14 protein-coding genes are annotated in these 20,239 nt (G+C 69.9%); 2 read left to right on the top strand and 12 right to left on the bottom strand.

Features of this window, described 5'->3' with window-relative positions; all coding sequences use genetic code 11:
• Positions 1 to 95 precede the first annotated feature (95 nt).
• From OV208_RS12285 to OV208_RS12325, 9 genes are all read right to left on the bottom strand, one after another.
• Positions 96 to 1,241: a cytochrome P450 gene (locus tag OV208_RS12285; RefSeq protein ID WP_267574020.1), complete on the bottom strand. Its 1,146-nt coding sequence runs from the start codon at positions 1,239 to 1,241 to the stop codon at positions 96 to 98.
• Positions 1,238 to 2,161 carry an acyltransferase domain-containing protein gene (locus tag OV208_RS12290; RefSeq protein WP_267574021.1) on the bottom strand — a complete coding sequence of 308 codons (924 nt, stop codon included), beginning with the start codon at positions 2,159 to 2,161 and terminating at the stop codon, positions 1,238 to 1,240. Before OV208_RS12290 ends, OV208_RS12285 begins: the two co-directional genes overlap by 4 nt.
• The gene (locus OV208_RS12295; protein ID WP_267574022.1) at positions 2,158 to 3,078 is read right to left on the bottom strand and encodes a hypothetical protein; all 921 of its coding nucleotides are present in this window, start codon (positions 3,076 to 3,078) and stop codon (positions 2,158 to 2,160) included. Before OV208_RS12295 ends, OV208_RS12290 begins: the two co-directional genes overlap by 4 nt.
• Positions 3,078 to 11,162 carry an RHS repeat domain-containing protein gene (locus OV208_RS12300; RefSeq protein WP_267574023.1) on the bottom strand — a complete coding sequence of 2,695 codons (8,085 nt, stop codon included), beginning with the start codon at positions 11,160 to 11,162 and terminating at the stop codon, positions 3,078 to 3,080. The genes OV208_RS12295 and OV208_RS12300 overlap by 1 nt, the downstream gene beginning before the upstream one ends.
• Positions 11,163 to 11,190: 28 nt before the next feature.
• Positions 11,191 to 12,213 carry a hypothetical protein gene (locus OV208_RS12305; protein ID WP_267574024.1) on the bottom strand — a complete coding sequence of 341 codons (1,023 nt, stop codon included), beginning with the start codon at positions 12,211 to 12,213 and terminating at the stop codon, positions 11,191 to 11,193.
• Between the two features lie 88 nt (positions 12,214 to 12,301).
• Positions 12,302 to 13,012, bottom strand: a complete 711-nt coding sequence (locus tag OV208_RS12310) for a hypothetical protein (protein WP_267574025.1) — start codon at positions 13,010 to 13,012, stop codon at positions 12,302 to 12,304.
• Positions 13,013 to 13,076: 64 nt separating this feature from the next.
• Positions 13,077 to 13,577, bottom strand: coding sequence for a hypothetical protein (locus OV208_RS12315; protein ID WP_267574026.1), 501 nt, complete (start codon positions 13,575 to 13,577; stop codon positions 13,077 to 13,079).
• Positions 13,578 to 13,611: 34 nt separating this feature from the next.
• The gene (locus tag OV208_RS12320) at positions 13,612 to 14,460 is read right to left on the bottom strand and encodes a phytanoyl-CoA dioxygenase family protein (RefSeq protein ID WP_267574027.1); all 849 of its coding nucleotides are present in this window, start codon (positions 14,458 to 14,460) and stop codon (positions 13,612 to 13,614) included.
• A gap of 104 nt (positions 14,461 to 14,564) precedes the next feature.
• Complete coding sequence (locus OV208_RS12325; RefSeq protein WP_267574028.1) at positions 14,565 to 14,999, bottom strand: response regulator transcription factor; 435 nt, start codon at positions 14,997 to 14,999, stop codon at positions 14,565 to 14,567.
• Positions 15,000 to 15,483: 484 nt separating this feature from the next.
• On the opposite strand from OV208_RS12325, the gene OV208_RS12330 reads away from it, so the two are divergent.
• Both OV208_RS12330 and OV208_RS12335 read left to right on the top strand, forming a co-directional pair.
• Entirely contained in the window at positions 15,484 to 16,053 is a 570-nt protein-coding gene (locus tag OV208_RS12330) for a hypothetical protein (protein ID WP_267574029.1), read from the top strand.
• A gap of 32 nt (positions 16,054 to 16,085) precedes the next feature.
• Positions 16,086 to 17,636 carry a GMC family oxidoreductase N-terminal domain-containing protein gene (locus OV208_RS12335; protein ID WP_267574030.1) on the top strand — a complete coding sequence of 517 codons (1,551 nt, stop codon included), beginning with the start codon at positions 16,086 to 16,088 and terminating at the stop codon, positions 17,634 to 17,636.
• Between the two features lie 12 nt (positions 17,637 to 17,648).
• Here OV208_RS12335 and OV208_RS12340 read toward each other — a convergent pair whose 3' ends face one another.
• The 3 genes from OV208_RS12340 to OV208_RS12350 are packed head-to-tail and all read right to left on the bottom strand — an operon-like array spanning position 17,649 to position 20,102.
• The gene (locus tag OV208_RS12340; protein ID WP_267574031.1) at positions 17,649 to 18,539 is read right to left on the bottom strand and encodes a hypothetical protein; all 891 of its coding nucleotides are present in this window, start codon (positions 18,537 to 18,539) and stop codon (positions 17,649 to 17,651) included.
• A gap of 28 nt (positions 18,540 to 18,567) precedes the next feature.
• Positions 18,568 to 19,104, bottom strand: coding sequence for an NUDIX hydrolase (locus OV208_RS12345; RefSeq protein ID WP_267574032.1), 537 nt, complete (start codon positions 19,102 to 19,104; stop codon positions 18,568 to 18,570).
• Entirely contained in the window at positions 19,101 to 20,102 is a 1,002-nt protein-coding gene (locus OV208_RS12350; protein WP_267574033.1) for a radical SAM protein, read from the bottom strand. The genes OV208_RS12345 and OV208_RS12350 overlap by 4 nt, the downstream gene beginning before the upstream one ends.
• Between the last annotated feature and the right edge of the window lie 137 nt (positions 20,103 to 20,239).

The raw sequence follows: 20,239 nt of genomic DNA on the forward strand, positions 1-20,239 counted from the left end.
GGGAGGTGGTGCTGGTGGAGAGCCACGCGTTCAGGCTGTAGACGTTGATATCGCTTTGCAGGAGGCTTGAGCGCACCCGAGCCGAACCCGGAGGCTCACCACCGCAGGGGCAGATGCCGGGGGCCCCGGAGGGCCGCGAGCCCATGGGGCTCCATCGCTCGGACGTCGACGTGGAACACGCCTGGCGTCCTCCACAGCCCTTCGAGGATCACCCGGGCCTGCATCATCGCGAGCCCCGCCCCCGGACACCGATGGCTTCCCGCACCGAACGCCAACCCATGCCGTGGCGCGCGCGCGGCTCCCTCGTTCGGAGACACCGGGCAGGCGTCGCGGCCCGTCGCGCCCAACCGCAGCAGCAGCCGCGCGCCCTTGGGAATCTCCACCCCTGCGAGGCACACCTCCTCCACGGCCTCTCGCACCGTGAGCTGCACGGGGGCGTCCTGCCGCAGGGACGCTTCCAGCAGCAGGGTCAGGGCCTCCGCGCTTCGGGGCGCGGGAGGGCCTTCCCCAGCCGCCCTTTGTGCCGCCACCAGCGCGTTGCCCACCAGCAGGCACGTGGTATCCGCCGCGCCCTTCATCACCGTCACCGTCAGGTCCAACACCTGCGCGGCCTGAAGCTCGCCCCGTTGCCGTGCGGCGACGAGCGAGGCCAAGAGCCCCGGCTCCGTCGTCACCGGGAGCGATGCGAGTGCCTCCGACAGCTCGTGCACCATGTCCTCGAAGGAGGCCCGCAGCCACGGGGGACGCGACTGCGCGTTGCACAGCGCGCACACCCGCATCCACCGCGCGACGTCCGCACGGCGGGCCTCGTCCAGGCCGAGCAACGAGGTCATCACCGCCACGCCCACCGGAACACAGACGTCATCGATGACATCACACGTTCCACGGGGGGAACTCACCGCCATGACGGCGTCGAACTCAGCCCGCGCGGTGGTCTCCAGCCGCGCGACGTTCCTCGTGGAGAACGCCGCGCCAAGCTGGCGGCGCAGGTGCGGGTGGACCGGTGCATCCGACGCGAGCAGTGTGTCCCGGGCGGCCAGCGGCGCGGCGTCTCCGGGCGCGCGAAGCTCGAAGCTGTCCACGCCCAGCGTGCCCGCGCTGAAGCGCGTGTCGTCGCGGAGCACGGCCTCCACTTCCCGTGCACCTCGCACGACGAAGATGCCCCGCGCCTCGTCGTGAAGCACCCGGGGCGGTTCGTGGGCCTCCGGGGGAACGGCGCCCTGTCCTGGACGAAGACTCATGACAAGGCGCCTGCCGTGGAGAGCGCTGTCTCCAGCGTGATGGCGCGTGCGCCCAGCCGTGGCGCGAGATGGGACATCTCCGCGACGGGCCCGACCTCGATGAGCAGCGGTGCTCCCACCGTCTCCAGGGCCTGCACCGAGTGCAGGAAACGCACCTCCTCGCGGAGCATGTCCCACCAATGCGTGGCCGCCACGGACGCTCCTTCCTCGAACCACCGCGCCCGTGCGCCGGACAGCATGGGCCGGGTGAGGGGCAGGGACCCACGTCCTTCCAGCGCGGCTTCGAGCACCGCGCGTCCTTCCCTCAGGGAGCGCACATGGACGCCCCACGGAAAGGGCAGGGCCCGCGTGCGGACGCCCGCCATCGTGAGCCTTCGCGCGAGCACCGCCACCGCGTCCGCGTCTCCCGCCAGCACCGTGACACCCGGTTCCATCCTCGCGCCAATGCCCACCGCGCCCGCTGGCAGCGTCGCCAGCAGCGAGGCGCACTCCGACTCTGGCAGCCAGGCAATCAACATGCGGTGGCGCCGGGCCTCGGGCTCCAGGCTTCGTCCTCCATGGAGCGCGATCCGCAGCGCGTCCTCCCAGCCGAAGGCGCCGGCCGCGTGGGCCGCGGACACCTCGCCCGCGCACACGCCGAAGACCGCATCCCCATCCACGCCGTGGGCGCGCAGCGCCGCCAGCGCCGCGACCTGCACCCCCACCACCAGGGGGAACGTCACCGACACCGCGAGGCGGGGACCTCCCTCCGCGCGCAGCTCCAGCAACGGGGACCAGCCCGCCTCCTGGCGGACGAGCGCATCCCCGGCCTGGAGCATCTCCCAGAACACCGGCTCCCGCCGCGCGAGCCCCAGCACCCACGCTCCGTCCATCACCGTGCCCCCCGGGAAGGCCAGGACCTGTTTCACCGCGCCGCTCATGCGGACCGTCCTTCCACGCGCGCGAGCGCCTCCAGGCACAGCGCCGTCGTCAGCTCCTCCGAACCCCAGAACACCGCGTGCGGCGTGGGCGGCTCCGGGCCCGCGTAGAACGCCTCCCGCTCCCAGCCGCCCTCCGACGTCTGCCGCGCCAGCAGTGTCTCCACCGCCCGGTGCTCCTCCGGGCCCAGGTCCACCCCGTGGGCGAGCAGCGTGCAGAGCGCCATCGCGAGCGACAGCGAGCCCCCTTGCGCCACGAGCGCCTGCTTCGAGCGCGCCACCGCCGCGTCCTTGCAGACGCTGAAGCCCCGCACGCCGTGCTCGAACGCCCGCGCCACCGCATGGTGCAGGGAGAGCGGCTGGACGTAGTACGAGCTCGCCCGGGCATCGCGGCCCTGGAGGATCTCCTCGATGACCAGGTCCCGGGCCGCCAGCGTCTCCGGCCGCTCGCCCAGGTACAGCAGCACGTTCGCGTTCACCACCGCGTCCAGGTCGTTGTTCTGCGTGAGCGGACGCAGCCACGTCAGGAAGAGTCCCGACGCGTGCCGGTTCGAAAGCAGCGCGGGCACGTTGCGCTCCATCCCCGCGTCGTCCCGGAGCGCGAATGAAGCGCAGCACGTGTCGTCCACGTCGGGGTCGATGGGCTTCCCATTCCGCGAAGACCAGTACCGCCAGACGCCGGGGGCCTCCTGCTCCTCCCGCAGGAAGCCGCGTGCCTTCTCGCGCAGGGCTTCCACCGTGGGCCCGCTCACGAAGTCGAGCGCGTGCAGCACGAAGGTCGTCACGAACGGGGAGGAGTCGAACGTGCCGGCATCCCGGAGGTGGGAGTCGAAGTGCAGGGCGCTGGCGAACTCCCCGTGCGGAAGCTGCCGCCGCGCGAGAAAGTCCACCGCGCGCTCGATGGCCGGACCGGTGCGCATCACAGCCCCGAGTCGTCGTTGATGATGGTGGTCTGGACGTTGCGGGCCTGAGAGTGCTTCTCGATCTTGTAGTTGATGACCTCCGGGACCAGTCCGTTCAGGGCGCCGAAGGCGACACCCTGGATGAAGCCGGTGAGCGTGGAGGTGGCATCCGACTTCGTGAGCGCGGCGTCGACCGACGCGCTGGCCAGACCTCCCGCCACGCCACCGCTCACGCCCCTGATCGTGGCCTGGAGCGTGCCCTTCAAGGAGGGGGTGCTCAGCGGCTTCTTGAGGATGCCGGAGACACTTCCGCCCACCGCCGAACCGATGGTGCCCGTGATGAAGCTCTGCCAGGCCGCCGTCGCGGGATCGGCTCCCATCAGCGCTGCCTGCGCCGAGCCCTGCGCCGAGGCCACGCCGCCCTCCACCACCGCGCCCACCGCGATCGTCGTGGCGGTGGCCAGGGTCGCGTTGGTGATGAGCGATTGCGCCGCGATCGCCACGCCGCCCGTCAGCCCGCCGCCCAGCGCGCCGCCCACGGTGCTGATCGCCAGGGTGCCGAAGAAGATGCCCGCCGCCTCGCTGCCCTTGGCTCCGGAGCTGGCCACGGACACCGCGCCATTCACGATGCCCGCCACGGCCCCGAGTCCCGCGCCAATCGCGATGGCGGGGGCCACCTCCACGATGGCTGCTGCCGTTGCCGCGGCTGCTGCCGCTGCCGCCGCCGCGACTTCTGCCGCCGCGGCGGCGATCGCGAGGCCGATGGCGGTGATGAGCTCCACGACGAACTCGCCGTCCGGGTCGATGTACATCAGCGGGTTGTTGCCCGCGTAGGCGTACGGGCTGCTGAACTGATGGCGTGGATCCGTGGAGCGCATCCGTCCCTGGCGCGGGGAATACATCCGGGCCCGGAAGTCGTAGTCGCCCGTCTCATCCAGCTCCCGGGCCACGAACCGGTAGGGGATGATGTCCGGCTGCGGGCCCAGCGCGCCCCCCGCCGTGTCGCCGTAGGGCAGGTAGTCGTAGCCCGCGATGAGGTTCGCCTGTTCGTCCAGCACCGCGCGGATGGACCCGAGCCGGTCCGTGACGATGAAGGCCCGGAGGCTTCCAGTGCGAAGCTGCACGGGCCCGCGCGGGCCCCAGATGTACTGGACGCTGCTGGACCCCGACACCTCCACGAGCACGTCGTTGCCCGCGCCCCGGAGGTACAGCTTGGCCACCGACTGACCGGTGGCTTGCGTCACCGTCTTCTGGATCCGCCGGGAGTCGCGGCCGTAGCGCACGTCCACCCGGGTGCCATTGCCCATCCGCGTCTCCAGCACCCGGTCGCGGAAGCCGTCCCACGTGGAGGTGGAGCCGCCGCTGCCCCCGGTGGTGTCGCTGAGCGTCGTCTGGTTGCCGTTGGCGTCGTAGCCGAAGGTGACGGCCTCCGGCGGCGCGGTGAGGCTCTGCGCGCGGTCCTGCGTGGCCTGCGTGTACGTCTGGGTGATGTCGGCCTGCTTCGTGAGGTTTCCGTTCGCATCGTAGGAGTAGGGCTGCGCACCCTGGCCATCGCTGGCGTCGACGCTCGACAGCCAGCCGCGCGGATCCATCCCGAAGTTGGACACGCGCTCGGGGCGCGGACCGCGGGCCGCGGTGGTGATGCGCGACGGCATGCCGCCGTACCAACCAGCGCCTCCACCCGGAGGCAGCGCGTAGTCGGTGGTCTCACTGAACTGGCTGCCCTGCGTCTGCTGGAGCCAGCCGGGCGGCGCATACGAGAACGTCCGCGTCACGCCGACCTGCTGGCCCGCATCCGAGTACAGGGCCTCCGTGGCGATGCCGCCATTCGCCCCGTACGTGTACGCCGCGATGCGCTGGTCGTTGACGAGGATGCGGGCCACCCGCCCCGCGACGTCGCGCTGGTAGCCCAACGACACGCCATCGGTGCCCGGGTAGTCGATGGCCGCGACATCTCCCTGGTTGTCATAGGTGTAGTACGTCACCTGGGGCGTCGCATCGCCCGGCACCTGGACTGAGTACTCCGTGACGGTGATGTAGATGTCGTGGGTGAGGATCTCGGTGGCCGTGAAGCTGTCGGATCCCGCCACCGCGGGATCGACCTCGTTCTGGCTCACCGCCTTCACGAGCTGGCCCAGCGAGAAGAGGTTGTCGGGCGTGAGGGTCGGGCTCACCAGGTCGTAGGTGTAGAGGTTGGACGCCGTCGCCTGGGGGAAGGATGGATCCTCGACGTGCTGGGCCAGGGTCCCCGGCCAGTCGGACGGCGCGCAGCCCTCCTCGACGACGCGGGACTTCACGTCGTACTTCCAGTAGCGGATGTAGGGCGTCGTCGCGGCGGCACCCCGAGCGTCCTGCTGGAAGCGCAGCCGCCCCCGGGCGTCGTACATGGACCGGGTCGTGCCTGCGTTGGCGCGGACCTCCGTGAGGGGCTGCCCGATGAAGTCGGAGCTGAACGTGTCCGTCCAGCCCATGGGCATCGTCGTCGAGGTGCACCGGCCCGCGGCGTCGTAGACGTTGCGGGTGACCTGCCACACGGCGGGAGCGGAGGCCGCGCTGCTCCTCACGGCGGTGAGGATGCTGGAGCCGCGTTGATCCACCATCGAGATGGAGGTGATGCCATCCGGGGTGATGGCGGTGGTGCGCGCGAGCTTGCCCGCGGTTACGCCGAGGCTTCCGTCATTGAGCCCGTACTCCCAGCGGGCGGTATGCGCCGGAGTGCTGATGCTCGTGGGGATGGCGTAGGCCTCACCCGGCACGCCGCGCTCGACCTCGCGGCCCAGCGGCGAGGACTCGTAGCGCGAACGGGTGTAGGGGAACGCGCCGGAGGCCGGGTTCTGGGTCTTCACCAGGCCCGAAATCGTGAGCGTGCTCCAGTCGAAGGTGGCCAGGTCCTGCCGGTATGCGCCCCACGCCGCGCTGGTGGGCGTCAGCACGGCGCCCTGGGTGCGGATGGCGTCGCGGCCGACCGTGTCGTGGATCGTCGCCGTGGCGAGCAGCCCGCTGTCGAGCACCACCTGCTCCTGGTTCAGGCGCCCGCCACCGTCCAGGTAGCTCAACTGCGTGTCCGGGTCGGTGATGAAGCAGGCCTGGTCGAACGCCACGCCATCCGTCGCGACCAGCGCGATGTCGCGGGAGGGGACCTCCGTGCAGGCATGGGTGAGCGCCAGCCCTCCGTCCGTGATGAGGGCGAGCTGCTGGTCCTGCACGAGCACGAGCCATTGTTGCGGGAACGCGGTCACCTGCACCGAGCCATTGCCCGCCACCAGGTAGTAGCGCGTGCGGCTGGCCGCGTCGCTCACGCACCAGGCCTGTCCGGACAACACGACGGCGACCGTGGAGGCCGGGGCCAGCGGGAGGCCGGCCAGGGGGAACAGGTTCAGGAACTCCGGGGGCAGCGTGCCCGCGTCGAGCGTCCCCGTGAATGACGAGGCCACGTCCAGCAGCGAGCGCACCGGCGCTGTCGCCACCGTGCCGCCGTTCTCCTGGAGGGCCCAGGTGGCCTGCGAAGGCTGCCAGAGGAGCTGGAGCGCCGGCCCCAGCAGCATGCCCACCTGCGAGGTGAGCAGCCCGTCCGGATGCACGCGGACCGACACGCCGAAGCGATCCGGCAGGCCCTCCGTGGGCTCCGGGAAGCCGGTGTAGTGGATGGAGGCCTGCTGGTGGGAGGCGATGTGGCGGAGCGCGCCGCCGCTAGTCGTCCAGGCGGCTGGCACCTCGCTGGTCCAGGTCCCGGCGAAGACGTCTCCGACGTTGAAGCTTTCGTAGACGGCAAGCCCGCGCGGCTTGAGGGTGATGAGGCAGTTGGGAGCGTCCGCGCTGAAGGCTCCCTGGTTGCCGCGACGGGAGAGGTACGCGCCCTTCATCAAGACGACGGCCTCGAGCGCGTCCACGGTGAGGTCCGTCTCCTGGAAGTCACCCAGGACGCGCCGGCGCATCGCGCCCATGTCCAGCACCTGCGCGTCCTCCACCAGGTGCACCGCGTTGTAGACGGAGCCGGTGAAGGTGGCGGCGAACGGCGAGAAGCGGATGTTGTCGATGCGAAGCTCCTTGCCTCGCGTGTTGCTGAAACTGAGCGTCAGCGTTTGGGGGGTGTTGTCCGCCGGCAGGTCGAACAGCACGTAGAAGGACGTCCACACGCCGCCCGTGTCGGGAATGGCCACATTGGCGAGCGGACCCGAGGCGCCGGTGACGTAGCAGCTGGCGCCGCCCGGACCCGTGTCGAAGCCGGTGGGCGTCTTCAACCAGCAGGACACGATGTAGCGCTGGCCCGCGGTCTCCGTCACCGTGAGGGTGCGCGCGAGCGGTGACGCGGCCTGGGTGCCGGGCAGGCCGACCGAGCGCAGGCCGGTGAACGAGTCGCCGGAGGCGATGGCCGAGTTCAGTGTCTGCGCGCTGCCCGCGAGCGTCCAGCCCGTGAGGTCCTCGTAGGACTCGAAGCCCTGGTACGCCACCTGCCCCGCGACGAGGCTGGCGTTGCCGAAGGTGGCGACGACCAGCTCCTGGGTGGTGTCCAGGAGCTTCGCGTTCGTGAGCCCGTCCTCGGCGATGTACTCCTGGATCTCCCCGCGCAGGTCTCGCTGCGTCACCTCCCAGCGCCGCTTCCAGCTCGAAGCGGAGGGCCGGGTGGTGTTGGCCCAGTCCGACGGGCTCAGCGTGGCGCCGGCATCGAGCGCGAGGAAATTGCGGAAGGCCGCGGGCGCCTGATGGGCACCCACCTGCGTCCAGGTGGTCGCGTCGATGAGGACGATGGCCTCATCCACGGTGACGGTCCGCTGGGCCCGGGGCGCGAGCAGGTTCACAGCGGGCGTGGCGAACGCGGGGTACTTCTCGTAGGCGTAGATGGAGGACTCGGTGACGGTCTCGTCCCTGCCCGTCGCCGGGTTGTAGTTGGTGCTGACGACGGAGCGCACCTGCCCGTTCGCCTCGTTGTAGGCGGTGGCTGTCACCCGGGTGAGGGGAGGCTGCGCGGAGGCGCCCATCGGGTTCACGTCGAAGACGGTATCCGCCGTCTGCTTCTGGCGGACGTAGGCGCCCAGCAGCTTCCGGGACGCGCCGGTGGCCGCGTCGATGACGGTGCGCACCACCTCCCATTCCCGCACCGTGCGCGCGACCTCGTGGCCCGCGCTGTCGTAGCCGGACACCTGCTTCAAGAGGCCGTTGAGAAGCGAGTACGGCGTGGTCGTGCTGTCACCCTGGGGCGTGAGGCCGTCCTGGTACTGGTAGACGGAGGAGCCCTCCGGGCACGACGTCGTCTGGTTCGTGCCGAGCGCGGCCTTCACCATGCTGAACTGGCTGGCCAGCCCGTACGGCCCGCAGGTGCCCACCGAGCCCGGCACGTTGTAGTCGAACGCAGCCTGCACCGGCACGCCCAGCCCATCCACCGACTCCACCGACGCGACCACGAACGTCGGCACCTGTCCGCCGGTCTGCTGGTTGAGCACCCGGTGCAGCGTGAGCGAGTCCGGTTCGTCGAAGGACGCGCCCACCCAGGTCATGAAGGAGGAAGGGCCCACCAACTCCGTGCCCGGGCCCGCCGCGTCGTCGGGCACGTAGACGCGGCCGGTGAGCCGCGTCGCGTCCTGCGCGAGCACGCCGTTCTTCATCAGCCACGCATAGGACGTCCCATCCGGCATGCCGTACGCAAGGAAGTACGGTGCCTGGTTCGCCACGTAGACCGAGTCCAGGGGCAGTTGCTGGTCGAGCAGCAGGAGCTCGCCCGTGGGCTGCTGCTCGTAGATGCGATTGCGGACGGTGACGAGCCGCCCGTTGAGGGTGGGCGACGCCGGGCCCTGGGTGCCACCAGCGGGGATGATGGTGACGAACTGATCGCCATACGGGTCATAGGCGGCGATGGCGCTCTTGTCGCTGCTCACGCCCACGGCCAGGTCGCCGCTGTACGCGAAGCGGGCCACGTCCGTGCCTTCGTTGAAGTCGCCAAAGATGCCGCGCTGCCACTGGTCGCCGTTGAAGCGCAGCAGGTTGCCCACGTTGCCCACGAGGCTGCCGGTGGCGCTGGACTGGAAGACGGGCTCTTTCGTGTCGGCCGGAACGCCCGTGGCGACGATGGCCGGGGGCTGCGGCAGCGGGTTGAAGTCCCGGTCCCACGGGTAGACCCGCACCGTGTAGTCCACCGTGTTGCGGGACTCATCCTCCGCCGTCAGGTACGTGGCGGTGACGAAGGTGCTGGAGAGGCTGAAGGACAGCTTGGGCAGCTCCTTGCTCCAGACGTACTGGGGAATCGAGTCGAGCGGAGCGAGGCTGTCGTTCCAATCCCGCGTGACGGGATCCAGGTAGTGCAGCGTGAGCGTCAGCGGCATGCCCGGTTGGTACTGGCACACGGTCAGCACGTTCTCATTGGCGCCGAGCGTCCACTGGCCATCCGTGCTGGTGGACAGCAGCAGATCGTCCCGCACCCAGATGCGGTCGCGCGGGTTCCAGGTGTACCGGGCGATGTCGGACTGGCCCGCGACGGCGAGCGCCACGAACGCGCGTCCGGTGACGGCCTGGTAGCTGTTGTCCTGGGAGAGGACGTCCGGCGTGTCGAGCGCGACGGCGTCCCAATCCCCATAGCGGCCGAAGGCGGGCGTGACGGCCCAGGCGACGAGCTGTCCGTTGGTTCCCGCGCCGCCGGTCATCCCGCTGACGAGGAAGAAGTCGTCCTGGAACGACACGTCCAGCGTGGACAGGTCCAGTCCGTAATCGAGCTGCTGGGACAGCGGCCGGGACGCGAGCCACCGCCCGTTCCAATCGTAGACGCTGACGGTGAGGCGCTGGCCGTCCGCCGCGTCGTAGTGGGTGACGACGACGGCGTCCGGACCGAACCACGCGCGGGGGATGCCCGGCACCCAGTCCGGATCCGTCCGCTGCAGCGTCAGGTCCAGCGCGGTGCCCTGGAGGGGCTGGGCGCGGTAGTCGTACGCCACCGTGCCGCCGCTCGGGAAGGTGATGTTCTTGAGCGCGCCCCGGTGCACCGGCCCGGACGTGGTCTCCGTGCCGGTGTAGTAGTCGAAGCGCATGCCGGGCAGCAGCTTGCCCGTGCCGTTCACGGTGGTGAGGCCGCGCAGGTAGCGCTTGTAGAGCGTGGAGGACGGGCCCGGCGTCGCGGGATCCGCCAGCCGCTCCACGGAGTAATGCAGGCGCAACGTGACGACCTCCACGGGCGACTGGGCCACGTGTTGGAGGACGGTGACGCTGTCCAGGAAGCGCGTCTCGTAGCGGTCCTGGAAGGCCTCTACGTTGGACGTCGGGTTCTGGTGCGGCTTCTGGTACTCCGCGATGGTGGGGGTGTTGATCTTGTCCGCGTAGTGGAAGTTCACCGTGCGCCCGGAGGGGTCGCGGATGCCCGTCAGGTAGGAGGCGCGGCTGTACGTGAGCCCGTCCGGCCCACCGATGCGGACCTGATCATCCGGGAAGCGCGAATAGGAGAAGATGATCCGGTCGCCCCACGCGTTCTGCACGGAGGCCAGGTTCCAACTGATGGGGAAGGTGCTCTGTCCGCCCTGGACGCTGCTGTCGGTCCAGTTGCCCTGCGTGCCGCCCCACTTGATGGCCATCCGGAGCGCCTTCGGATCCTGTCCGGCCTGGACGTCCGCGCCGTAGCTGCGCACGAGCCCGTCCGTGGTGGTGATGCGCCACACCTGCTGCTCGGGCAGGTAGACGATGCGGGAGAAGTCCTCGTTCTCCGACTCGAACGTCCACTGCGTGGGGGTGCGGTTCGTGAGGAAGAGCTGGCTGCGGGAGCCGTCCGTCGCGGCCAGGTAGTACGCGTCGTCGTACTCCGACACCGAGCCCCGGACATCGAGGACGATCATCTCGTAGGGCAGCGACCAGCCCAGGCCCACGATGCCGGTGGGGCTCTCCAGGTTGCGGGTGGACACGTCCACCTGCACCTCGCTGTCGTAGCTCAACAGGACGTCCGCCTTCAGACCGCCCCGGTTCTCCAGCGTGAGCAGCGGGAGCTGGAACGACACGTTGCCGCGGAAGAGGTTGATGTTGTCCGTCAGGCCCGCGTCGGACGCGTTGAGGTTCTGGAAGGTGCGGAGGCTCGGAATCGTCACCTCCTCGGTGACGCCCACGGGGTTGCTAGAGGTCTCGATGCTCATGGTGTGCTCCTTGGCGGGGCAGAAGGGCTCACTGCTGGAAGAGGTAGACGTTCAACCGGTGCACGCCACCGGGAGCGATGCCGAGCCCGATGCAGCCGATGCCGACCCTCCGGGCGTGCAGAAGGGGCAGCGGATCGCGAAGCGGAAACGGATGCAGCGGGAGCTCGTCCGTCTGGGTTTTCAGGACGCCCACCGCCTGCTCCAGGGACAGGCCCGCGCTGCGCGTGCACACGTCCGCCTTCGCATCCACGAGCGTGCCGGTGCGCAGCTCGAAGCCGGCGGAGAAGGTCAGGGCCCTGGGGGGCACCGCCCCCCGGACGAGCACGCTCTTGAGGAAGGCGATGAGGCTGGGGGCTTCCAACAGCGGAAGCTCGAAGGAGGACAGCGGCGCGGGAGCCTCCATCCGCCAGTAGAGCTTGGCCCGGGCCCGCGCGGGGCTCTCACCTTCGAGCCCCACGCCCAGCAGCCGGCACCCCGGCGCGAGCGTGGACACGAGGCGCAGCGCCTCCTCGGGCCAGGGCAGCAGGGCGCGCACCCAGCGGCGCGCCGCGTCCCATGCGCCCGCGCCCGGAGGAGGGCTCGCGTAGAGGCCCACGCCCGGCGTGCCCAGCGGGAGCGCGAGCCGCAGGATGCCGGTGGGGTACTCGCGCAGCGACGCTTCGTCCCAGGGCACCACCACGTCCAACGTGTGCATCAGGTGGGACGTGAGGGCCTGGGCCCCGCCCGCGGTGAGTGCGGCGGTGAGCGCGGCGCGGCTCGCGCGGGCGCGGGCCACGGCGTCGGGTTCGTCGAAGCAGGGATCGCCAATCAGCCGCGACCCCCAGCGCTCCTCGCGCCCGGACAGCAGCAGTTGCAGCGGTGAGCCGTTCGCGTTCAGGTCGGAGACGCCCGGGGGATGGCGTCCAAGCGAGGGCGCGCCGTGCAACAGCACGCGGGCCTGCGCGGAGAGCTCCTCGCGGGGGCGCGCGGTGAGCGTGGCGGCGACGTCCAGCAATCCCTCCCATTGAAGAGGGGCGGGGGAGGCCAGGGAGGTGGCGTGGGAGGGGAGCATGGAGCGCGGTGCTTGGGGGAGGGGAGGGGACGGACAGCGACCCGCGCGGGGCCGACGAGGCGGCACCCGCGCGGGCGTCGAGGTGGCATCAGCCCTGGGGCTTGACGACCTTGATGATTCCGATGTTGCCGGTGGAGGAGCCGGGCTGGCCGTCGACGCCGTTGGCGCCCGCCGTCGTGCCCTGGACGCCCTGCTTGCCCTTGTGGGCGTTGTAGCCGCTGCCACCGCCCTGGCCGCCCGCGCCGGGCTGGCCGCCCACGCCGCCCTTGCCCGGAGCACCGACGATGCCCGCCAGGGCGTTGGTCGTCACCTGCCCGCCCGGGTTGGTCACCGTGACGTTCACCTGCTGGGCGTAGCCGCCGCTGCCGCCGTTGCCGCCGTTGCCGCCGGGCGCGCCATTGGCACCGTTGCCACCGTCACCGCCGTCGCAGCCCACGGCCTGGCACGAAGGCCCCGTGCCGCCGTTGCCGCCGTTGCCGCCGTTGCCGCCAGTGCCGCCGTTGCCGCCCTGCTGGCCGGGACCGCCCTGGGACCAGACGGCCAGCGTGCCCGTCAGCGTGCCGATGCTGATGTCGGCCTGAAGCGCGGTGGAGCCCGTCAGGCCGGGATGGCCCGCGAGGCCTGCGGTCCCCACGGCGCCGTCCACGCCGCGCTTGCCGTCGACGGCGCAGTGGGAGTTGCCCCAGACGCAACTGCCGCCCTCGCCGCCCGGGCCGTTGACGCCGGCGTCCCCGTTGTTGCCGTTGGCGGCCTGGTTCTGGACCGCGCCCATGATGCCAATGTGATAGGGTTTGCTCATTGGTAGGTGTCTTCCGTGTGTTTCAGGGTTGTTCAGATGGGTTTCACGAACGGGAGGTGATGGCTCAGGTGGGCGGCGTGTACTGCATGACCAGATGGGTCGCGGTCAGCGTGAAGTTGGTGGTCTGCGTGGTGATCCACGAGCCATCCGGGATGTTGAGGGTGTCGTAATTCCAGACCGCCGGATTGCCATTGGGTCCGACGAGCGTCTCGCCGGGAGGCAGCGTCTGGGTCCCCATGGAGGCCAGCGAGAGCGTCAGCGGGAACGACGTCGCGCAGTGGGCTTCGTTCTCCGCGGACAGCTCGCGGGTCCCGAAGAGGTAGCCATTGACGTGGTGCTCCAGGGGCAGCTCCTGACCCGCCGTGGCGTTCGCCACCGCGTCGAGCTGCGCCTGCCGTGCCTCGCGCAGCTTCGGGTCCAGCGGCTGGACCAGCTTCTTCAGCTCCTGCATGGAATGGAGCACCACGGTCGTCGCCTGGTGACCCTTGCTGTCGATCTCCGCGCGGCTGTGCCCGAGCTGGGCGGCGCGCGCATAGAACTCCTTGCTACCAACGAACTTCGCCATGGTTCTGCTCCTTGGGGTTGTACAGGGGGACTGCTCACGACACCGTGGCGTGGGACGCCCGGAAGGCTTCCTGGTGGAGCTGGTGCAGCTCAGCGGAGCTCAACTGGGGAATGGCGCCATCGGCGAAGCCGAGGCTCTCCATGCCCTGGGGCCGCTCGCCCACGATGTTGCGCAGGTAGAAGGCGTCATCCACGCGGAAGACCTCCGGGCGCCGGTCCTCGCGGCTCCGGTCGAGGAAGCCGTGGATGAGGTCGGCCTCCTCGGGGACCAGCGCCAGGTTGACGGCGAGCCGTGACTGGCCGCTCACGTTGTGCGGCGAGGCGTGGACGAGGCCGTGGTCGTAGATGACGGCGTCGCCCGCGCGCAGGGGCAGTTCGGTGAGGAAGCGCTCGCGGATCTCCTGCGCGAGCGTGACGTAGGGGTTGGGGAAGAACGGGCCGCGAAGCACGCGCACGAAGTTGTGGCTGCCTTTGAAGATGTGGAGGCGGCCGTTGGCGGGCGTGGTGTCCACCAGGGGGCACCAGACGTTGAGTGAGCGCAGGCGCGGCTCCTCCACGAAGCTCCAGTCCTGGTGCACGGGGACCTCGCTGTCGCGGCGCCCGTGTTCCTTCATCACGAAGTTGCCCACGACGGCGCGATAGCGCGACAGCAGGGGCAGGACCTTGGGCGCCAGCAGCTCTCGCACCGCCACGTCCACCCGCGTGCGCAGCGCCACGTCGCGGCTGAACATGGTGGCGTGGAAGCCCATGCCCACGCTGGGGAGGTGGGCGTGGTAGGCGTCGTGGAGGGACTGGACTTCGCTGGCATCCAGCAGGGGAACGACGACCGCCCCATCGCGCTGAAACATGGCCTCATGCGAGGGGTCACTGAAGACGCGTCTCATGGTTTCTCCCAGACCGTGAATCCATCTGTCTGGGAAAGGAATGACGGATTCCGCCATTCACATCCATGGGCACTTCGGTGACGGTCGCTGCGGTTGACCGTGTTTCAGGGGACGCCTTGGGTTGCCACGGCGCACTGGAGCTCCACGATGAGGTCGCGTCGGGAGCGCAGTCGGAGTTTCACGAGCGCGCGGCGCAGGTGCGTGGCGACGGTGGACTCGGTGAGCGCAAGCTCGATGGCGATGAGCTTGTTGGAGTGTCCCTGGATGGCCTGGAGGACGACCTGCTGCTCCCGCGAGGACAGGCAGGTGAGTGGGGGCCGGGCAGGGGCGGGCTCCGGGGCACTCACCGCGAGCCGGATCAGCAGGTCGGCGCGAGAGGAGATCCCCAGCTTCTGGTAGATGGCGGCGATCTGGTTCGCCACGGTCCCCGCGCTGGTGCCACGGCCCGAGGCGATCTGCTTGTTGGTCCAGCCCAGGAGGACGTGGTTGACGATCTCCTGTTCGGCGCTGGTCAGGGCCGATGACTCGGAGGGGTTCACTGGCGCCTCCTTGCCGGTGTCCTGGCGGACGGAGGTGTCGGGGGGCGGGAGTTGGGATGTGGGGCGCAGGTCGTGAGGAGCACGCCGCGGCCGGCTGCAAGGCCAGGACCATGGCCGCGATTCGTTGGAATCGGGGCCCATGCCTGCCGCGGTCATGGACGTTCTGCGTGCTGGCTGAACGCGCCTGCGTCAGCGTGCGCGCGGGCGTGTGGCGCATGGACGCGAGTCGCGTCGCTTTTCCAAGACGTGTGGGATTGACCTGCCAGGTCGTTGCGCTCGAATCCCTTCGTCAGCGGCCGCCCTGGCATCGGGGACGCATCTGCCCGTTGATGGGGTTCGGTTTCTTCTTCGGGCAGGTGGCGGTGATCTTCATGGCCTTCAAGGTGGGGGCCGCCGGTTCGACCGACTCGGTGGTATCGAGATACGCGAGGAGGGCGGGTCTTGCCCTGAATGCAACGGTTACGTCATGCTGTGCCTTGTCGACATGAGCACCCCTCCACCACCGCCACCGTCCGAGACATCCACGTCGAGCACGCCCGAACCGCTCCTGGCGCGCCGACGGGTCCTGCAATTGCTGGGATTGGGACTGGTCGCGGCCGGCGGCGGAGTGTGGGCGCTGCGGACCGGCTCCGCGCTGGTAGAGCCTCCGCTCCAATTGATTGCTCCGGAGGTCACCGGCCCGCTGCCCCCGGACCTGTCGAAGGTCCTGCTCGCGACGGGACGGCGGGTGTCGCGTCACCTGGGCTTCGAGACCCACGCCGACGAGGCCGTCCTGGAAGCCTATCTGCGCCAGAAGTGCGAGGAGGCTCCGTCGTACTTGGGGACCTACACCCGCTACGCATCCGAGGCCGCGCTCCCCGAGGCGCTGTCGGTGGCCTGGCTGGAAGCCCTCCCGGAGCTCTACCGGCGCAGGGTGGTGGGAGAGATCGCCATCATGCTGCTGGTCAGCGGTGGCTTCCGGGCCTTCGGCTTCAACAATTTCAATGGCTACATGGGCGGCTCCTGGCACAACCCCCAGGAGTCCGGCTCCTTCCGGCCCTCCAATGAGCCCTGAGCGTCGGCTCCGGGTGGCGGGAATCCTCAGACATGCGGCTGTGCATCATCGGAAGTGGCGTCGTCGGAGTGGTCATCGCCCGGGCGGCGCTCCACCTGGGGCATGAAGTGGTGATGTTGGAGGCCGGCCCCCGGGTGCCCATGAGGAACTGGCGCCGCTGGCTGGACTTCGTCACCACGGGTGTGCGGCCCTACCATTCCTGCGAGGACACCCAGGGGGACGCCAACCAGCTTCCTGGCGCGGACCCCGCCTTCGATCACTTCCTGCTCAAGGGCAGCCGGTTGATGGCCGTGGGCGGTTCGACGCTGCACTGGAGCGGGTGGACGCCACGGCTCCATCCGGAGGACTTCGAGCTGAAATCCCGCACGGGCAAGGGGCTGGACTGGCCCTTCGGCTACCGGGAACTGGAGCCGTACTACGGCCAGGCCGAGCAGTTGTTGAACGTCACCGGTCCCCTGACGCCGTCTCCGGGTCATCCGACGCCGTGGCGCTCCACGCCGTACAAGTGGAACAGCCCGCCGTACCCCGTGGAGACGGAGCCCGGGCGCCGCGCCCTGGCCTCGCTGGGCATCACGTACGACCACGTCCCCATGTCGCGCCGGGGAGAGTCGGGTGAGGGCGTGGGCGGGGCGTGCATGACGTTCGGCACCTGTCGCTACTGCCCCATGGGGGCGCGCTTTGATCCGACGCTGCTGTTGCCCACGCTGGAGGCGCACCCGGGGTTCCGGCTCCTGGCGGAGAGCCCGGCGCTCGCGCTCCAGATGCAGGCGGGGAAGGCGACTGGGGTGGTGCACAAGACGCCCGATGGGGGGACCGCCACCGTCAACGCGGATGCGTTCGTGGTCGCGTCGGGCGCGCTCGAAACGCCCAAGCTGCTCTGGCGTTCGGGCTTCGACGCGCAGCGGTTGCCCGCGCTGGGGCGCTACCTCACGACCCATCCCATGCTCAAGCTGGAGGGCCGGCTGGAGGGGCCGCCGCGAGCGGGCTTCACCGGCCGCGAGGTGCCCATGCCGGCGTTCTTCTCGCGCCACTTCGACACGCCGGAGCACCAGGCGGCTGGCAAGATGCTCTTCTCCGAGTACCCGGAGGAGCTGGACCTCCAGGCCTGGGCCGCGCAGGGCCTGCGGCCGGAGTACCTGGGGTCCTTCGCGCGGGAGCCTCGCTTCAACCTGCATGGCTTCATCGAGGAGTTTCCCCACCCGGACAACCGCATCCTTCCTGGAGACGGCGCGGGTGCCCGCCAGGTGGCGGTGAGCTACGCCGCGCGCGAGGGCTTCCGTGAGCGCTGGCAGTGGATGACGGACACGCTGATGGAGGTGATGAAGCGCACGGGCTGCCGCGAGCAGGACGTGGTCGTCTCCCGCGTCATCCGGCGCGCGGACCACTCGGTCGGGACGGTGCGTTTCGGGCCGGACCCGGACACGGGCGTGGTGGACGGACGGCACCTGCTGCACGGCACGCGCAACGTGTTCGCCGTCACCAACGGCAACTTCCCCAACAACGGCTCCGTCAATCCAACGTTGACGCTCACCGCGCTGACGCTCCGGTTCGCGGATCAGGTGCTGCCGACGCTCACACCCTGAGCGGGCGACAGCTCACAGCACGGCCTTGAGCAGCGCCAGGGACACCACCGCCACCATGGCGAAGACCTCGCGGCGCTCCGGGTGCTCCTGGATGAAGGTGCTGGCGAACACCATCGAGAACAGCGTCACCGAGTTGAGGATGGGCCAGGCGATGACGCGCTGGCCGGTCGCCAGGGCGAGGACGAACGTAATCTGGCTGCCGACGGTGAACGCCGAACGCAGCAGCAGGTTGAGCCGCGCCGGCCCGTCCGCGATGAGTGCCCGCACCTGCGCGAGCCGCTCGCGCGACGGGCGGAAGGCCACGAGCAGCAGCAGGCAGAAGGCGCTGCGCCAGAACATGATGGCGGTGGTCACCCCCAGGCTCTTCAACAGCTCCGGGGACTGCTCCTGCTGGAAGAAGAGTTCGCCGCAGACGCTCTGGGCGATGACCGCGGAGGTGATGATCACCGCGTAACGGGCCACGGTGCGCGGTGCGCCCTCCTTGCCCGGTCGGATGGCGAGCAGCGAGCAGGCGGACACCGCCAGCGCGAAGAGGTACTCGCTCCCTCGCACCGTGCGTCCGCACAGCATCAGGGCGACGGGGATGAGCACGTCCCCGACCCGCGACGCGATGTTCACCTTGGCCACGGGGAGGTTGCGGAAGCCCGCGGAGAACGCGAAGCCGACGGCCTGGATGCTCAGCGCGAACAGGGCGAGCCGCGGATCCGCGAAGAGGGCCCACGCGGAGGACTCCCCGCTGGCCACGAGCAGCAGCACCGCCAGGAGCACGAAGGGGATGAAGTTGTTGGCGAAGTTGAGGACCAGGATGGACTGGTTGCGCAGCCCGTAGCTCCATCGGTCGAACACGCTGTTGGCGGACCGGAGGAGGACGGACAGCAGGGCGTAGAGGACGGTCTGCATCATCGGTAGGCGTGCGCTCAGCGTCTGGCTATCACGCCTTCGTGCTCCCGGAAACGGGGCGTCCGGCGCCCAGGGCTTCCGGGTAGAGCCGCTCCAGGCAGGGCCACAACTGCGGGTGACAGGGCTCTTCGCGAAGGGACTCCAGCCGGGCCGTTTCGCGGAACAGACCGCCGTCCACCTCCCGCTCCGCGAAGCGCAGGGGGGCTTCGCTGCGCGAGCGGTAGAGGAAGATGCGGCGGTGGTGTCCGTCGTCGAAGACGAACTCCGCGACGGGCTCCAGGGGGCCCGGCACGCCCAGCTCCTCCTCGAGTTCCCGCAGGGCCGCGTCCAGCGGAGCTTCGCCCGCGTCGACGTGTCCCCCCGCGGATGTGCACAGGTGCCCGGGCAGGTAGGTGACGTGCTGGGAGCGGCGCTGGAGGAAGACCGTGCCGTCACGCTCGAGCATCACGTGGACGATGCGGTGGGGCAGCTTCTCCCGGTAGATGCGCTCCCGGGGCGCGGTGCCGATGACGCGGCCCGAGAGGTCGATGACGTCGATGAGCTCCATGCGGGGGGAACCCTGGCTCATGCCACCCGGGACCTCAACTCCTGGGGCTGCTCCACCGTCTTCACGCGGCCCGCGATCCACTTCCGGAAATGGGCATCCAGGTCGTAGTTCTCCGGCTTCCAACCGTCGCGCAGGCTTCCGGTGACCAGCGAGCTGAAGAAGAGCTTCTTGCCGGTGAGGATCTCCTCGGTGCCCAGCGTGCCGTTGGGCCAGATGAGGCAGTAGTACCGGCTGTAGTTGACGGTGCGGTCGGAGAGCCGGATCTGCATGTCCGGGTACTTGAGCCGCAGTTGTTCCACGATGTCTTCGACCTGGGTCGTGTCCTCCGGCATGAGCTCACCGTAGATGTGGTGCGCCCGGCCGGCGGAGAGCGTCCAGGACACGGCCCAGTCCCGGATGCCGCGCTCGTAGAGGAACTGCGCGAGCGCGGCGACCTCCGTGTGGTTGTAGCGGTTGAGGCACGTGAGGATGCGCAGTGAGACGCCTGCGTCCTGGCAGAGGCTGATGGCCCGCAGGGTCTCCTGATAGGTATTGCCCTTGACGTTGCGGCTGGGGCGGATCTCGTTGTTCACCCGCTCATCCATCGAGTCGAGGCTGATCTCCACGCGGGTGCACCGGCGCACGGACTTCATGGCCTGGCTGGACAGGAACGTCCCGTTCGTCCCGAGGATGGTGGCCACCCCGTTGTCGGTGAGCTTGTCGATGACCTGGAGGGTGTCCCGCCGCATCAGCGGCTCCCCGCCGGAGAGGATCTGTCGCATCACCCCGGCGCGGATGACCTCGTCCGCGACCTTGAGCTGCTGCGCGGTGGTGAGGCGCTCGGACGGGAGGTCCTCCACGTTGCCGTAGCAGTGGATGCACTTGAGGTTGCAGGGGGCTGTCACCAGCCAGCCAACACCGATGGGGCTCTCCGGCGTGGGCGTGCAGCCCTCGTGCACCTCCGCGGAGAACTCATCCAATGTGTTGTCATAGAAGATGGTGCCCCAGCTCTCCCTGCGGGTTCGGACGTGCGTGGACATGGCCTGCGAAGGGCTCCTGAGGGAAAAAGACAAGGCCAGGGCCGCCGGGCCGCCTGGGCCCCGCTCTCCTGGTGCTCGCTCGCGATGGGGTGGGCCCCTGTCCTCGGCGGGTCCAAGGACGGCCTTCAAGGGCCCTG

Origin of the sequence: Corallococcus sp. bb12-1 (assembly GCF_026626765.1) — a bacterium.
Lineage (GTDB): Bacteria > Myxococcota > Myxococcia > Myxococcales > Myxococcaceae > Corallococcus > Corallococcus terminator.